The sequence below is a fragment of the Chitinophaga japonensis genome (genome assembly GCF_007830125.1).
In the GTDB taxonomy this organism is placed as follows: Bacteria; Bacteroidota; Bacteroidia; order Chitinophagales; family Chitinophagaceae; genus Chitinophaga; species Chitinophaga japonensis.
The window spans coordinates 259,398-274,609 of record NZ_VLLG01000002.1; the positions used below are offsets into that span (position 1 = coordinate 259,398).

Annotated in this window: 15 protein-coding genes; 1 reads left to right on the forward strand and 14 read right to left on the reverse strand. The window is 52.8% G+C overall.

The genetic code is table 11. The features are described 5' to 3' along the window. From LX66_RS00975 to LX66_RS01010, 9 genes are all read right to left on the reverse strand, one after another. A complete protein-coding gene (locus tag LX66_RS00975) occupies positions 1-969 on the reverse strand; it encodes a FecR family protein (protein WP_145710023.1) in 969 nt (322 codons plus the stop codon). 91 nt (positions 970-1,060) lie between these two features. Further along, positions 1,061-1,684, reverse strand: coding sequence for an RNA polymerase sigma-70 factor (locus LX66_RS00980; RefSeq protein WP_145710024.1), 624 nt, complete (start codon positions 1,682-1,684; stop codon positions 1,061-1,063). 96 nt (positions 1,685-1,780) lie between these two features. After that, positions 1,781-3,004, reverse strand: coding sequence for an anthranilate synthase component I family protein (locus LX66_RS00985; protein ID WP_244620250.1), 1,224 nt, complete (start codon positions 3,002-3,004; stop codon positions 1,781-1,783). Positions 3,005-3,115: 111 nt separating this feature from the next. After that, on the reverse strand, positions 3,116-3,565 hold the full coding sequence (locus LX66_RS28115; protein ID WP_158642499.1) for a hypothetical protein: 450 nt from the start codon (positions 3,563-3,565) through the stop codon (positions 3,116-3,118). 172 nt (positions 3,566-3,737) lie between these two features. Then, positions 3,738-5,003: an adenylosuccinate synthase gene (locus tag LX66_RS00990; RefSeq protein WP_145710026.1), complete on the reverse strand. Its 1,266-nt coding sequence runs from the start codon at positions 5,001-5,003 to the stop codon at positions 3,738-3,740. Between the two features lie 126 nt (positions 5,004-5,129). After that, a complete protein-coding gene (locus tag LX66_RS00995) occupies positions 5,130-7,376 on the reverse strand; it encodes a RelA/SpoT family protein (protein WP_145710027.1) in 2,247 nt (748 codons plus the stop codon). Positions 7,377-7,436: 60 nt separating this feature from the next. Then, positions 7,437-8,159, reverse strand: a complete 723-nt coding sequence (locus LX66_RS01000) for a 2'-5' RNA ligase family protein (RefSeq protein ID WP_145710028.1) — start codon at positions 8,157-8,159, stop codon at positions 7,437-7,439. A gap of 50 nt (positions 8,160-8,209) precedes the next feature. Then, positions 8,210-8,941 (reverse strand): response regulator transcription factor, encoded by a 732-nt coding sequence (locus tag LX66_RS01005; RefSeq protein WP_145710029.1) that lies wholly within the window; start codon positions 8,939-8,941, stop codon positions 8,210-8,212. A gap of 308 nt (positions 8,942-9,249) precedes the next feature. After that, complete coding sequence (locus LX66_RS01010; RefSeq protein ID WP_145710030.1) at positions 9,250-10,683, reverse strand: alpha-L-fucosidase; 1,434 nt, start codon at positions 10,681-10,683, stop codon at positions 9,250-9,252. A gap of 129 nt (positions 10,684-10,812) precedes the next feature. On the opposite strand from LX66_RS01010, the gene LX66_RS28255 reads away from it, so the two are divergent. Next, positions 10,813-10,977 (forward strand): DUF6728 family protein, encoded by a 165-nt coding sequence (locus tag LX66_RS28255; RefSeq protein ID WP_170232332.1) that lies wholly within the window; start codon positions 10,813-10,815, stop codon positions 10,975-10,977. Here the strand turns inward: LX66_RS28255 and lpxB are convergent. From lpxB to LX66_RS01035, 5 genes are all read right to left on the reverse strand, one after another. Then, the gene (gene lpxB / locus LX66_RS01015; protein WP_145710031.1) at positions 10,974-12,074 is read right to left on the reverse strand and encodes a lipid-A-disaccharide synthase; all 1,101 of its coding nucleotides are present in this window, start codon (positions 12,072-12,074) and stop codon (positions 10,974-10,976) included. The two genes, LX66_RS28255 and lpxB, sit on opposite strands and share 4 nt — an antisense overlap. A gap of 103 nt (positions 12,075-12,177) precedes the next feature. Further along, positions 12,178-12,480 carry a hypothetical protein gene (locus LX66_RS01020; RefSeq protein ID WP_145710032.1) on the reverse strand — a complete coding sequence of 101 codons (303 nt, stop codon included), beginning with the start codon at positions 12,478-12,480 and terminating at the stop codon, positions 12,178-12,180. Between the two features lie 35 nt (positions 12,481-12,515). After that, on the reverse strand, positions 12,516-13,289 hold the full coding sequence (gene surE, locus LX66_RS01025) for a 5'/3'-nucleotidase SurE (RefSeq protein WP_145710033.1): 774 nt from the start codon (positions 13,287-13,289) through the stop codon (positions 12,516-12,518). Between the two features lie 185 nt (positions 13,290-13,474). Next, entirely contained in the window at positions 13,475-14,254 is a 780-nt protein-coding gene (locus LX66_RS01030) for an ABC transporter permease (protein ID WP_145710034.1), read from the reverse strand. 5 nt (positions 14,255-14,259) lie between these two features. Continuing rightward, positions 14,260-15,147, reverse strand: a complete 888-nt coding sequence (locus tag LX66_RS01035; RefSeq protein WP_244620251.1) for an ABC transporter ATP-binding protein — start codon at positions 15,145-15,147, stop codon at positions 14,260-14,262. Between the last annotated feature and the right edge of the window lie 65 nt (positions 15,148-15,212).

The window sequence follows — 15,212 nt, forward strand, 5'->3', positions numbered from 1 at the left end:
TCAGTGAGCCGGCCGGATCACTATTTGCCCGCCTGATTTATCGATCCTGATATCAAGCGATCTTTCGAGAATGGATAGCAGCAGCTCCAGGTCATTGGCCGGAGCCGTGCCGGTAAACGGCAGGGTGCGCAGTTGCGCCTCTTCAAACATCACTTCTACGCCAAACTGCCGGTGCACCAGGGCGGCAATCTCCTCCAGGCTGGTCCCGTGAAAGGTGAGGCGGTTGTCTTTCCAGCCGGTCAGCGCTACCGTATCGGCCGCCTGCTTATTCAGCAGCCCGGAGCGGTGGTATACCGCCATTTCACCCGGCTGCAGCAGCAGGGTATTACCGGTATGTTCACTGTTCTCTGCACTTATTTTCACGCGGCCGCTGTTCAGCACGACCTGTACAGTGCTGTCGCCGCTGCGCACGTTGAACTGGGTGCCCAGCACCGCGATCTTCAAGGCCTCCCCGGCATGTACCGCAAATTTGCCGGAAGCATCCGGCGCTACATCAAAAAAGGCCTCTCCCTGCAGCCATACCTCCCTTGCGGCATGGCGCGGCATAGCGCTGTCGTATTTCAATATTGAATTGGCGTTCAATGTAATTATGCTGCCATCCGGCAAGGTGATCTTGCTGATCTCTCCATAACCGGTATGCCGGGATACCCAGGCGGGACGATGCCCCCGCTGCCAAAGGAAAGCCAGCAGGATCACTGCAGCTATAACCGCCGCTGCCGCTGTCCATTGTATAACCAGTTTCCGGTACCGGCCCCGCTCAGGGGCATCCGGTATGGCCAGCACGTTTTCCAGCACCCGTTCTGATGCGGCTGCGCCCATGGGGGCCGGGGGTGTCACCTGGCCCAGCTCCTCCGGGTCCGGCAGGTCGCCGGGCGAGCCTCCCTGCTGCAAATAAGCGATCAGCAGGGCTTTTTCTTCAGCCGTGCAGGCGCCTTGCGCGTGTTTGATAAATAATTGCCTGACATCCATCTTATACTACTAATACAATCCGGATAACAAACAGGACGATCGGGAGGGAAAATTTTTTTCCGGGCAATTGAGGGAGGTGGGTGTTGACGGCTTAGCCGCATACCGGCTGGCAACCACTCACTGCCAGTTGGTAACTGGTAAAGATCAGCAGCGGTATGATCACATCGTGCACATCGTAATGGGTATGGAACTGGGTGCGGAGAAAGCGGCCGGCTTTTACGATCTGGTCTTTGACCGTATTTTTGGACAGGCCTAATTTTGCGGCTATTTCTTCATGTGAAAGCCCTTCAATACGGCTCATGGAATAGATAAGCCGGCGCTGGGGAGGTAGCTGTTCCAGCACTTTTGCCTTCCATTGCTGCAATTCTGCGAGAGAGATATCTTCCTCCGTAGTGTTCACGGCTACGGGCTGGCGATGGAATACGGCCTGCCGGAGCGTTTCATCCAGGGCGGCCTTTTTCAGCAGGTTAAAAACACAGTGTTTGGTAGCGGTATACAGGTAGGATTTAATAGACAGGGTTTCGTCCAGGTGCTGCCGGTTGATCCACAATTTCATGAACACTTCCTGCACCACCTCTTCCGCCAGCTCCCGGGAGCGGCATAGTTTACAGGCATAGCCGAACAGCGGATCCTTTGCAGCATAAAAAAGATCCCTGAAAGCGGCGGCGTTCCCTTCCCTGATTTTTGGTATGTATTCCTGTAGACGTGGATCCATAAGTTATAAAGGCGAAGGTCAGGAATCATTCTTACCCCATCATTAAACAAGTATTAAATTAAAGTAAAGTTCTGTGAAATACAAAATACCGTGGCATTAGGCTTGCAACACCTGCATCATGACCTCCGCTTTCAGCAGGCACTCCTCCCATTCTTTTTCGGGATCGCTGTAAAAGGTAATGGCCGAGCCGGTGGGAAAAGAGAGATAGCGGCTGGCGGCATTGTACAGGATGCTCCTGATCACTACGTTAAAATCAACATCCCCTTCGGGGGTAATATAGCCCAGGGCGCCGGAGAACAGCCCGCGGCGGGTTTGCTCGTACTGCGCGATCAGTTGCATCACTTTTATTTTGGGCGCGCCGGTCATGGACCCCATGGGAAAGGCATGCCGCAACACATCGGTGAAAGAAGCCCCCGGCGCGCGCTCCGCCTTTACAGTGGATATCATGTGATGCACCTGCGCAAAGGAGTAAATGCCGAACAGCTCCGCCACTTCCACGCTGCCGGGAGCAGCGGTATGCGAAAGATCGTTCCGTACCAGGTCCACTACCATTACATTCTCCGCCCGCTCCTTGGCACTTTCATAAAGCGCGGCACGGGCCTGCTCATCCTGCGCGGCGTTGCGCATGCGCCGGGCCGTGCCTTTAATGGGCTGCGAGATCACGGCACGGCCCTGCTGCTGCAGAAAGCGCTCGGGGCTGGCGCAGAGCAGGTATTTGTCATCCAGCCGGTAGTAGGCGGCAAAGGGGGCCGGCGATAACCGGTTCAACTTGTCGAATAACGTTAACGGATATACGCGAATATCCGGGATATAATTTTCCCGGCAGAAATTCACTTCATAGCAGTCGCCGCGGTGAATGTGCTCCTGCAGCGCCTTCACTGCTTCCAGGTAAGCAGCGCGGTCTATACGGCCCAGCGGCGCGCTCACCGGGCTGCCGCCGGCGCCCTGCTGCGCTACCTGTTCCGGCATCTGCCGGCAGGCTTCATATACGGCACGGGACTGCTCCGGGGAGAAATCTTCGCCTCCTATGCTCACCTGGTGCTGCTGCAACAGCATGACTACCCGCGGCCTGAAGAAAAAGAGGTCCGGGAAGGCGATACCGTCTGTAAGGGAAGAAGGAAGTGCATCCTGCGGCAACCCGGCAGTTTCATGGTACAGGTCATAAGCCAGGTGGCCGAACAGCCAGTCCCGGCAGCCATTGTGGAATTGCTGCAGCGCGGGAAAGGCAGCGCCGGCGGGGCATACCACGTGCTCCAGCGCCTCCGTGGCCAGCAACGCTTCATAACGGTGATAAGGGGAAGTATAGCCGTTATTGTCCAAAAAACAACAAATGTTGAACCGGTTTGACCAATTCAACATTTGCTGTTTAAAAACTTTATGATCCGTTACTGGGAAATCGTGAAATATCCTGATAATGCTTTGTTTTAAAGCTTAGAAATCATCATCATCGTCATCGAACCTATCATTGAACAGGTCCATGTCTTTGAACTCATCATCAAAACCCAGGTCGTCGTCGTCGTCGGCAGCTTTCTTGCCGGGACGGCCGCGCCTTGCTTTCGGCTTGGGCATATCAAATTCTTCAAAGTCAGGATCGTAATCTTCATCCTCCCCTTTCTCCCAGGCGTCGTCTTCCTCATCCAGGTCATCGTCATCATCCAGGTCATCGTCATCATCATCACCCCTGCGGCTGTTTTTTGAGGCTGATTTATCTGATTTTTTAGAAACACCAGATTTACGGGGAGTTTCCTCCTCATCATCTTCCTCATCCTCTTCTTCTACTTCTTTTTTGGGCTTGCTTTCAGATTTGGGGGTAGCGCCTTTGGTTGACTTTGGAGAAGTAGTTTTTTTTGTCTCTTTTTCTTTATCAGATTTCGATTTCATAATAGGTTCACTTATTTCATTCGTTAAATATTTGACCTTTTTGAAGGGCCTCAGGGAACCTCGCAATAGCATAGTTCTCTTATGCGTGCCCGGTTTCTTGAGCGTAAAGTTTTAACAGTTTTTTTTATTCGCCAAATTTTTTTTCTCTCTTTTTTTTTGTAATTTTTTGAGTTTATTTTTCGAGTATCTGATCTCTCCCAGGCCCGTTGGAAACGTATTTCACAGGTACGTTCAGGTAAGCTTCCACGGCGGTCACAAATGTTTTCATTTCTGCGGGTAACTCATTGTATTGCTTGCTTTTGGCGGCTGCTTCATCGCTCCAGCCCTTGTACTTTTCCCATACCGGTTTTATATCTCCGTTCGTGAGCTGGAAGGGCATTTGCCGGGTTTGCTGCCCGTTCACCTGGTAGGCGGTACAGGCGTACACTTCGTCAAATGCGTCCAGCACGTCGCTTTTGGTCATTACCAACTGGGTAACGCCGCTGAGCATACAGGTGTAATCCAGGGCTACCAGGTCTATCCAGCCACAACGGCGCGGCCGGCCGGTGGTGGCGCCAAACTCCCTTCCTATTTCGCGCAGCTTTTCGCCGGTGGCGTCGTGCAGCTCCGTAGGGAACGGTCCGCTGCCTACACGGGTGCAATATGCCTTGGTAACGCCTATCACTTCCCGTATCCATTTGGGCGCTATGCCCAGCCCTGTGCACACGCCGGCGGAAATAGTACTGGAAGAAGTAACAAAGGGATAGGTGCCGAAGTCCACATCCAGCATGCTGCCCTGCGCGCCTTCCGCCAGCACCTGCTGACCGGCTTTCAGCTTCTCGTTCAGGAAATACTCCCCGTTCACGATATTCATCTGCCGCAGGAAATCCACGGCGGCGAAGAAGGCGCTCTCCCATTCGCTGATGTCTTCCTGGAAATCGTAGCCTGCCAGCAAATGCAGGTGCTTCTGTTTCAGCTTCTCATACCTCTCCTTAAAGTCCGGCTGCAGCACATCGCCTACACGCAGGCCGTTGCGGCCGGTCTTGTCCATATAAGCGGGACCAATGCCTTTGAGGGTGGAGCCGATCTTCTCATGGCCTTTGGCCATTTCAGATGCCTTGTCCAGCGCGCGGTGGGTGGGCACAATAATGTGGGTCCTTTCGGCAATGAACAGGTTCTTTTTCAGGTCCACTCCCAGGGCCGTCACCTCATCGCACTCGTGGCGGAAGGTAACGGGGTCCAGCACCACACCGTTGCCGATGAGGTTCACCGTATTTTTGTGGAACACCCCGGAAGGAATGGTATGCAGCACCACCTTCTGGTCGTTGATATACAAAGTGTGCCCTGCGTTAGGCCCACCCTGGAAGCGGGCTATCACGTCATATTTACCTGCAAAGTAATCCACGATCTTTCCCTTGCCCTCATCGCCCCATTGCAGGCCTAACAAAACATCTACCATAATTTGTGTAAGTTTAGAAAAGAAGGGCGAAATTAAGTAAAAACTAAAAAGTAAAAAGGCAAAAAACCCGTTACCCTATGGATATTCACGAAAATAACTTTTGCTTTTTACTTTTTTATTTATTATTTATTCTTCCAGCCGGTTGACCGACTGGATGCCCTCCAGCCTGTTCAGGCGCTCCACCAGCTCGTCCAGCTCCTCCTTGTCGTGCACATACACCTTGATGAGGCCTTCGAACAGCCCCTCCCGGGATTCGATGGTAAGGGCGGCGATATTGATCTTCAGCTCTCCTGAAATAATGTTGGTGATCTTGTGAATAACGCCCACATCGTCCATACCGACAATGCGGAGGCCCGTGAGGAAGGAGATCTCCCGGTTCTTCACCCATTTGGTCTTTACCACCCGGTGGCCGTAGTTGGCCAGCAACTGGGCGGCATTGGGACAGTTGGTACGGTGTATCTTCAGCCCTTCGCTGGCGGTAACGAAGCCAAACACGTCGTCGCCGGGAATGGGGCGGCAGCAGTTGGCCAGTTTGTAGGCGATCTTGTCCGAGCTTTCCCCGAAAATGATCAGCTCCGCCTCCTTCTTGTTGGGCAACTGGTGGTGCTTCCCGTGGTCTTCGGGCGCGTGCTCCGGCTGTTTTACCGGTTTGGGCGGCTCCAGCTTGTCGCCCAGTACGTTGAACTGCTTCAGCTCTTTCAGATCAATGTTCCGGATGGCGATCTGGTAGTAGAGGTCCAGGGGGGACGGCTGCTTGTAAAACTGCACCAGCTCGTTAATGTTGTGCTGGCTGGCGGATATCTTCAGGTGGTCCAGCTTGCGCTCCAGCGCGGCCTTTCCATCCATGGCTATCTTCCGTTTCTCTTCCTTGAGGGCGTCCTTGATCTTGGATTTGGCCTTGGCGGTGAGCACAAAATTGAGCCAGTCCTCGGAAGGTTTCTGCTTGTTGGAGGTAATGATCTCCACCTGGTCGCCGCTGCGGAGCTTATGGCTCAGGGGCACCAGCTTATAGTTCACCTTGGCGCCGATACACTTGTTGCCGATGGCGCTGTGGATGGAATACGCGAAATCCAGGGCCGTGGAGCCGATGGGCAGTATTTTCAGGTCGCCTTTGGGAGTATATACATAGATCTCCTCGGTAAAGAGGTTGCTCTTGAAGTCGGCCAGGAAGTCCAGGGTGTTGGAATCAGGATTGTTCAGTATTTCCCGGATCTGGGTAAACCACTGGTCAAACTTGGACTCCTGGCTGGAGGAAACCTGGTTGCCTTCCTTGTAGCGCCAGTGGGCGGCCAGGCCTTTCTCGGCATAGTCGTTCATGCGCTTGGAGCGTATCTGCACCTCCACCCATTTGCCCTGGGGGCCCATTACGGTAACGTGCAGGGCTTCATAGCCGTTGGACTTGGGGTTGCTGAGCCAGTCACGGGTACGCTCCGGGCTGGGGTGGTAGAAGTCCGTGATAATGGAATACACCTTCCAGCAGTCCGCCTTTTCCTTTTCCAGCGGGGTGTTCAGGATAATGCGGATGGCAAACAGGTCGTACACCTCCTCAAAGGTGACGCCCTTGGTCTTTATCTTATTATAGATAGAGTGAATGGATTTGGGACGGCCGTAGATCTCGAAGTTATACCCCTCCTCCTGCAGCACTTCCTTAATGGGCTTAATGAACTCATTGATATAACGGGTACGCTCCCGCTTGGTTTCCTTGAGCTTTTTGGCGATATCCCGGTAGGTTTGCTGCTCGGTGTACTTCATGGCCAGGTCCTCCATCTCGGACTTGATATTGTACAAGCCCAGGCGGTGGGCCAGGGGGGCGTAGATGAACACCGTTTCCGACGCTATTTTCAACTGCTTTTCCCGGCTCATGCTGTCCAGCGTGCGCATATTGTGCAGGCGGTCGGCCAGTTTTATCAGGATCACCCGGGGGTCATCGGCCAGGGTAAGCAGTATTTTCTTGAAGTTTTCCGCCTGGGCGGTGCTGGTGCTGGAATCAATAACGGTGGATATTTTGGTGAGGCCGTCCACGATGTGGGCGATCTCGCTGCCAAATTCGCGTTCCACGTCTTCCAGGGTCACTTCCGTATCTTCCACGGTATCGTGCAGCAGGGCGCAAAGGGCGGAGCGAACGCCCAGCCCTATCTCCTCCACACAGATCTGTGCTACGGCAAGGGGATGCAGGATATAGGGCTCTCCCGACTTGCGGCGCATTTCCTTGTGCGCATCGGCGGCCATTTCAAAGGCAGTACGTACCAGCTCGCGGTCTCCTTTTTTGAGACGGGGTTTCAGGGCCCTTAATAATGCGCGGTATTGGCGAACGATCTCCTTCTTCTCCTGTTCTTCGTCTAAATTATATTTTTGAACTGCCACTGTTTCCATCGGCCCTAAAGTTACGATTTAATGCAATACGAGGGAGCACCGTACTGCCTGCGCCGGCGGCTACTGCCCCCCCAGCCTGCACTTGTGCAATACCTCCCAGGAGGTACCGTTATGGCGGAGGAAATAGAGGTTGTTGACCTTAAAGGAGATCCTGAAAGGCCGGTGCTCGTACTCGGGCCAGGCGGCTTCAAACTGCTCGGGGGTCAGGTCCCTGAAAGCGACCGTAATATGCGGATTAAAGATATCCCGGGCCAGCATGTTGCTGAAGCCGAACTCCTTTCGCAGGAAGCTCATGAGCTTGCGGTGGGTGTCCATAATGGCCGGCTCTTTTTCCACCTGGATATATAATATTTTCTGCTCCTTGTACGGATAGGTGCCAAAGCCGTTCAGGCTCACCTCAAAAGGCGACAGGCTGGCCGCAAACTCCGTCAGCTCCGCAGTAATGGCCCGCTCCAGCAGGGGGTCTGCCGTGAAAGGCACCTGCAGGGTAATATGCGGGAGCACCTTCAGGGCGTAACGGGCGCCATAACGTTCTGCAAACTCCTGCTTCAGGCGGATGATCTCCTTGCCGGCTTCCGCGGTAGGCAGCAGGGCAATAAAGTAGATCTTGTTTTCCCGCCGGGGCGGTTTGGGGGGCTTCCTGCTTTTTTTTGCGGGCTGGGACCGGTTGCCGGGGTTGAACCTGTTCCTGTTTTCCTGGTTACCGGCATATCTGCCCGGCGCCGGGGGCCGGTTGCTGCCCACCCGGGGACGGTGGGGCTGTTCTCGTCTTTCAATGTTCATGACAAAGTAATTAACTATGGGTTTAACACTACTTTTATGAGGTATAACTATTATTCGGTATCTGCCGCCTCTCCGGGACCGGCCTCTTCAGGGATATTCAAACGGAAACCTACGTTATGCAGGGTTTCCAACTGTATCTGGGGATCGGCTTTAAAGTGTTTACGCATCCGGGTAATGAAAACGTCCATGCTCCGGCCGCTGAAAAAACCATCCTTGCCCCAGACGTTCAGCAGAATTTCCTCCCGTTTCAATATCTGGTTGGCATTATCCTTAAAGTACCGTATCAGTTGTACCTCTCTCGGGGTAATGGCGCCAATGATCGTACCATTTGCGTCTTTTACATGGAGATATTCTGCACTAAAGGTCAGCTTACCCAGTTTAAATTCATTCTTATTATCATGCTGCCGGGGCAATGTGCGTTTCAGGAACACCCTGATCCTTGCTTCCAGCTCGGCCATGCTGAATGGTTTGGTAATGTAATCGTCTCCTCCCTGCCGGAACCCTTCCAGCCGGTCTTCGTCCAGTTTGCGTGAAGTAATAAAAAGGATAGGTATCAGCCCGTTCTTCCTGCGGATCTCCTGCGCCAGCGTAAATCCGTCTTTCTTCGGCATCATTACATCCAGCAGGATAATATCAAAATCTTCTTTCTGGAATCTTTTCCAGGCAATTTCCCCGTCAAAGCAAAGCACTACATCATAGCCTTTCGCTTCCAGTTGCTTCTTAACGACCCCCCCGAAATAATAGTCATCGTCAACCAGTAATATTTTCGTTTTACGATTCATCTTAACAATGGATATGGTTAAATCCTTTCTGTTGGTTTTTCATTTGCGTAACGTTAATAATATCTGTTTTTTAACAGGCTTCGTGGAACCCTCGGACAGAAAAGCGAATAAAACAACAGGATATAATACAGGAACAGTAACTAATGCAATATTGCTAAATTATCGTATTCTTCGAGTTAATAATTCGTTATTGGGAACTTTTTTTTAGGGCCTGTTTAATCCTGATTAACTACCTGGCAAGTAAAAAATTAAAAGCACGTGATCATCTCCCCGTGCTTTTAATTTTTACTTTTTAACTCTTTACTTCATTATGAAACCTTGTCTATCTTAATCGCTACTGCATATTGCCAGGGCTTACGCTGCAGGCTGGCGGGTATCTTTATTTCCACTGCACCATCCGTTTTCTTCCAGCCCAGTTTTTCCTTTGCGCCCAGCAGGGATACACGGGCGCCCTTTGCCGGTGTAATGCCGCTAAAGGAAATCGTGGCAGGCAGTTGCTCATCCTTGTCCAGTAAATATATAGCATATACGCTGCCATCTTTTTTGCGGGTAAAGCATACTTTGCCATCCTTGTAGGGCGCTACGGCGCGCGTGCCATAAATGGCGTCGCCATTCACCTGCATCCAGTTGCCGATCTCATGCATGGTGGTATAGGCCGCTTCATGCAACTGACCATCCGGACCGGGGCCTACATTCAACAGGTAGTTGCCGCCCTTCGCCACAATGTCTACCAGGTTGTGGACAATCTTTATCACGGGCTTGTACTGATCATCCGGTACATAGGACCAGGAACCGCCCATGGTCATGCAGGTTTCCCAGGGATAGCTCAGCGGCTTGTCGGGTATCTGCTGCTCGGGGGTACGGTAGTTCTCGAAAGGTCCGTGCACGCTGCGGTCCACCACTATCAGGCCAGGCTGGTGCCTGCGGGCCATGGCGGTAATACCGGCCATGTCAATATCCTGGTCCTGCGGCGGGGTTTTGCTCCAGGAAAGGGATTCCTTGGTCTGGGTTTTCCGGGGACGCACCCATCCGCCGTCCAGCCATAATATGTCTATTTTGCCATAACCGGTCATCAGCTCTTCGATCTGGTTATAGGTGAATTGCCTGAACTTTTGCCAGCGGTCCGCATACTTCTTCACATCGTAGTTCACATTCCGGTCCTTAGGCGGGAAGTAAGGCCACCAGTAATATTCCGTATGCCAGTCGGGTTTTGAGAAATAGGCGCCGGCATGTATGCCTTCATTACGGAAAGCATCAAACACCTCCTTGGCGATGTTGGCACGGGGATCTTTGCTGAATGCGCATTGCGGGGCGGTTACCCGGTAATCCGTCTGCTTTGTATCGAACATACAGAAGCCATCGTGGTGCTTGGTAGTGAACACCATGTATTTCATACCGGCAGCTTTTGCCGCTTTCGCCCATTTGGAGGGGTCGAATTTCACGGGATTAAAGGTATTACCCAGCGCTTCGTATTTTTTAAGATACTCATAGTAGGGAATGCCATAAGGCTTGCGCTGTGTCCAGCCTTCATCTTCCGGGCAAATGCTCCAGGATTCCACTACGCCCCACTGGGAGTATGGCCCCCAGTGGATGATCATCCCGAACTTCCAGTCCTGCCATTCATCGAGTTGCTGTAGCACCTGCGGATCCTTTTCCGGCACATAAGGCTGCTCCTCTTTTTCCTGGGCATAGGCGGTATGCAGCGCCAGTAAGGCGGCTGCCATCATCCAAAATTTTCGCATGTTCAATGTTTATATGAGTTTGTTATGGTCAAAATAATAAATATTATCGTTCCCGGGCTTATTGTTCTTTAACAGTTTTGCGTAGGAAATTACCGTCCGTGCTATCTTTGCAGTAAGAAATATTAACGGATGAAAAGTATCTGGCAGCAAATATTGCGGTACCTGTATATAGGCAAGAAGGATCCTGATGCGCCCAAAACCCGCTATGTATATATGATGCACGGCATGAACCGGATCTCCATCATCCTGTTCCTGGTGGCGTTGATCATCATGCTGATAAGGCTGCTGCGTTAGCCCGCATAATTATAAATGATTTCCGCCGCCAGGCGGGAAGCATCCCGTTCTCCGAGGCGGCTCCAGAGCGCCGCATAGTCTGCTTTCATGCGCTGGCGGGTAGTTTCGTCCTTCAGCAGGAGGGTCAGCTCCCGCAGGAGGTTCTCTTCCGTCAGCTCATGCTGGATCAGCTCTTTTACCACCGGTTTGTCCATCACCAGGTTGACAAGGGAAATATATTTTACCTTGATCAGGCGCCTGGCAAAGAAATAAGAAACGGCGCTGCCCTTGTAGCACACCACTTCCGGCACGCCAAACAGGGCGGTCTCCAGGGTAGCGGTGCCCGAAGTGACCAGCGCTGCCGTAGCCTGGCGCAGCAGGGCATAGGTCTGCTCTTTTACAGTAGATACATTGGGGTGCGCGCCGGTAAGCGCCTCCATAAAGGCATCGTCCAGGCTGGGGGCCTGCGCCACAATGAACTGGTAGCCAGGAAAATGTCTGGCCATCGAAAGCATGATCGGCAGCTTTACGCTTACCTCCTGCCGCCGGCTACCGGGCAACACCGCCACGATGGGCTTGTCTGAAAAGGGCGGATCGGCGGGTCTTTCCTTTGCGGCGCGGATCACCTCCACCAAAGGATGGCCTACGTACTCCACCGGGTACTCCCACTTTTTATAGAAATCCTCCTCAAAAGGCAGGATACACACCATACGGTCCACGCAGGCCTTTATTTTCTTTACCCGGCTCTCTTTCCAGGCCCAAACCTGCGGCGAAATATAGTACACGATCTTAAGCCCCTGTGCCTTCGCCCATTCTGCAATACGCAGGTTAAAGCCGGGATAGTCTATCAGCACCAGCACATCCGGCCGGTAGGCCAGGATATCCTGTTTACAAAACTCCATGTTGCGCAGGATGGTGCGCAGGTTCATCACTACTTCCGCAAATCCCATAAAAGCCAGGTCGCGGTAATGCTTCACCACCTGGCCGCCCGCCTGCTGCATCAGGTCGCCGCCCCAGCAGCGGATGTCCGCAGCGGTATCCAGTTGCTTCAACTGCCGGACCAGGTTGCTGCCGTGCAGGTCTCCTGACGCTTCTCCTGCTATAAGGTAATATTTCATCTTAATTAATAATTAAGAATGAATAATTAATAATTACGGACATGCATGCTGTTGTGAAACACCTGCGCCACGTTTATTAATTCTAATTATTCATTATTAATTGCTATCCATGTATGAGTTTTAACAGTAAGATGGTGATGGCATACAGCATGGTGACGAGGAAAATGCCTTTGGCTGTGATGTCCCGTCTTTTCTGGGTGTACAGGTAAAAGACCACGCCGTTCAGCACCAGGCAGATGCTGATCACCTTGGGCAACATCTGCCGGTTGGACAGCAGCACATCCATGAACTCGCCCAGTCCTATCCGGCGCGGCAAAAATACCAGCAAATAGTATAAAAAGAAACCAACAACAGGCGTAAGCAGCCCCAGCAGGATACCAAAGGGGAGATTGTCTTTTTTGAACATAATAGTATGGATGTGCGGATGTGCGCACATTTAATTTATAATTTCCACTCTGCTTCCAGCCGTTCTTTCAGCTTATAGTGCGTCAGGTCAAACTGTACCGGCACCAGGGAAGCATAGTCATTTTCCAGCGCCCATACATCCGTATCCTCCCCGTGATCCATATTCTTGAACTCGCCGGTCAGCCAGAAATACTTTTTGCCGCGGGGGTCCCTGCGCTCATCAAATTCCTCCACCCATTTGGCATTGGCCTGCCGGCATATCTTAATGCCCCGGAAATCATCCCTGCTGCCCAGCAGGGGAATGTTTACATTGAACAGGGTGCCCGGAGGCAGATCGCTCTCCAGTACTTTCTGCGTTACCTCCGCAGCCACCTGTTTGGGCAGGGTGAAATCCGCTGCAAAGCTATAGTCCAGGTAAGAGAAGCCTATGGAGGGAATGCCTTCGATCGCCGCTTCCATGGCGGCAGACATGGTGCCGGAATAGATGATATTGATGGAGTGATTGGCGCCATGATTGATACCGCTGACACAGATATCCGGTTTGCGGTGGAGTATCTTGTCGCGGGCCAGCTTTACGCAGTCCACGGGGGTACCGGAGCATTGCCAGGCCTCAATATCCCCGAAAATATCCACCCGGTCCAGCCGCAGGGGCACGCCGATGGTAATAGCATGCCCTTTGCCCGACTGGGGACTGTCCGGGGCTACCACCACTATCCTGCCCAGGTGGCTCACCGCCTCTATCAGGGATCGTATACCCGGCGCCGTTATTCCGTCGTCATTGGTAACTAATATGGTCCTTTCATCTGCCATCACATTCCACTTTTACTTGTTACAAATATAAAAATTCCAAAATCCAAATCCCAAAATCCAAAAATTCCGGTTTCCAAACCCCAAATTCCAAAATGATAGCAAACACTTAACAATCGGTCATAGCTTCCATTATTGATCGTCTGTCGTCGTATTTTGGAATTTGGGTCTTGGGATTTGGGATTTTATCAATAATCCGTTTTCAGCATTCTGCGGAACACCAGGAAGATCATTAACGCAATGTATACCAGTAACATGAGAAGATACACCCCATCATCGAACCTGTTCGCGCTGCTCATGAGCTTACCAACAATGGGGAAAGGCAGCAGCTCATCGCCGGCCTGCAGGGGCAGCAGCCCCCCTACCTCGCCCACATACCGTTTAATGGTCACCACCAGCACCTGCTCTATCATCATGGTATAGGCCAGGTACAGTACAATGGCCAGGCCGGCCCGCCTTACCAGCATGGCAATCAGCAGGGCAATGGCAAGGGATACCTCCACCTGCAGGAAATAATAGAACATGTACCTGGAGTCTTCCAGGCTGAAGGCGTGCGTACCGTAAGCCAGGCCCAGTATCACGGCAAACAGCATGGAGATGAGCAGGGCCAGCACGCCCAGGGCCAGCCACCAGAAAAGCTTGGCGAGAACAAACTCCCGGCGTTCCCAGCCGTCAATAACATTCTGCCGGTGGGTCTTGTAGGTAAATTCATTGGTGACCAGTATCAGCAGCGGGAAGCCGAACAGGGCGGTCATATAACTGTTTACGCTGGCCATGGTTTGCCAGATGAGCGGGAAATCGTAGGTGGACAGGGGGATCAGGTCTTTGGCCTTGTCCCTGATCTCGCTGTTGATCTCCGCGCCGATGTAATTGGCGGCCGGGATGATGGCCACAGCCAGCAGCAGCAATATCCAAAAGGTGCGGTAGGACTTTACTTTCAGCCATTCTATCCGTATGATCTGCAGCATAGGTATCAGTTGTTGGTTAATTGCAGGAACGCTTTTTCCAGGCTTTGTTTTCGTATATGCAGGTGGTTAAGCCATACGCCCTGCTCTGCACAGTAGGCGTTCAGCGCGGCCAGGTCCACCGGCTGGCTGAATACCACCTGCAGGTGCCCGTTACGACTCAGGATGTGGCTGAATGCGGGATGCCGGGCCAGCACAGCTTCCAGTACGGTGTTGTCGGGGCCGGACAGCTCTACGTAATCTTCCCGCGCCAGCACTTCGTTCACCGGCCCGGACAGCAGCAACTTCCCCTTCTGCAGGATGGCCACATGGCTGCATACCTTCTCCACTTCGTCCAGCAGGTGGCTGGCCAGGATAATGGTCTTGCCGGTTTCCGCCAGCCGCAGCACCAGTTCCCGCACTTCGGCAATGCCGGCGGGGTCCAGCCCGTTAGTGGGCTCATCCAGGATCAGCACACCGGGATCGCCCAGCAGCGCAGAAGCGATGGCCAGGCGCTGCTTCATGCCCAGGGAGTAGGTCTTGAAGCGGGAGTGCTGGCGGGCAGTAAGCCCGGCTATTTCCAGCACCCGGCTGATGTCCTGCTCCGGCTTTTGCTTGATGGCGGCAGCTACCTGCAGGTTCTGGCAGGCGGTAAGGTAATGGTAGAAGTTGGGCGTTTCCAGCAGGGTGCCGATCTGCCGGCGGAGCCGGCCCGCAGGCGGGGCATCAAAAAGGCTGTAAGTACCTTCATCGGCCTTCAGCACATCGGTTACAATGCCCAGCAGCGTGGTTTTGCCGCTGCCATTAGGACCCAGTATACCGAAAACGGAGCCGGGCGGCACCTCGAAGCTAACGCCCGAAAGCGCCTGGATAGCGCCATAGCGCTTGGAAATGTTGTGTAGGGAAAGAATGGACACAGATTGATTTTTTGATATGCGGATATGCTGATGTGCTGATGTATGGAGCGAAGCCATTCATTTGC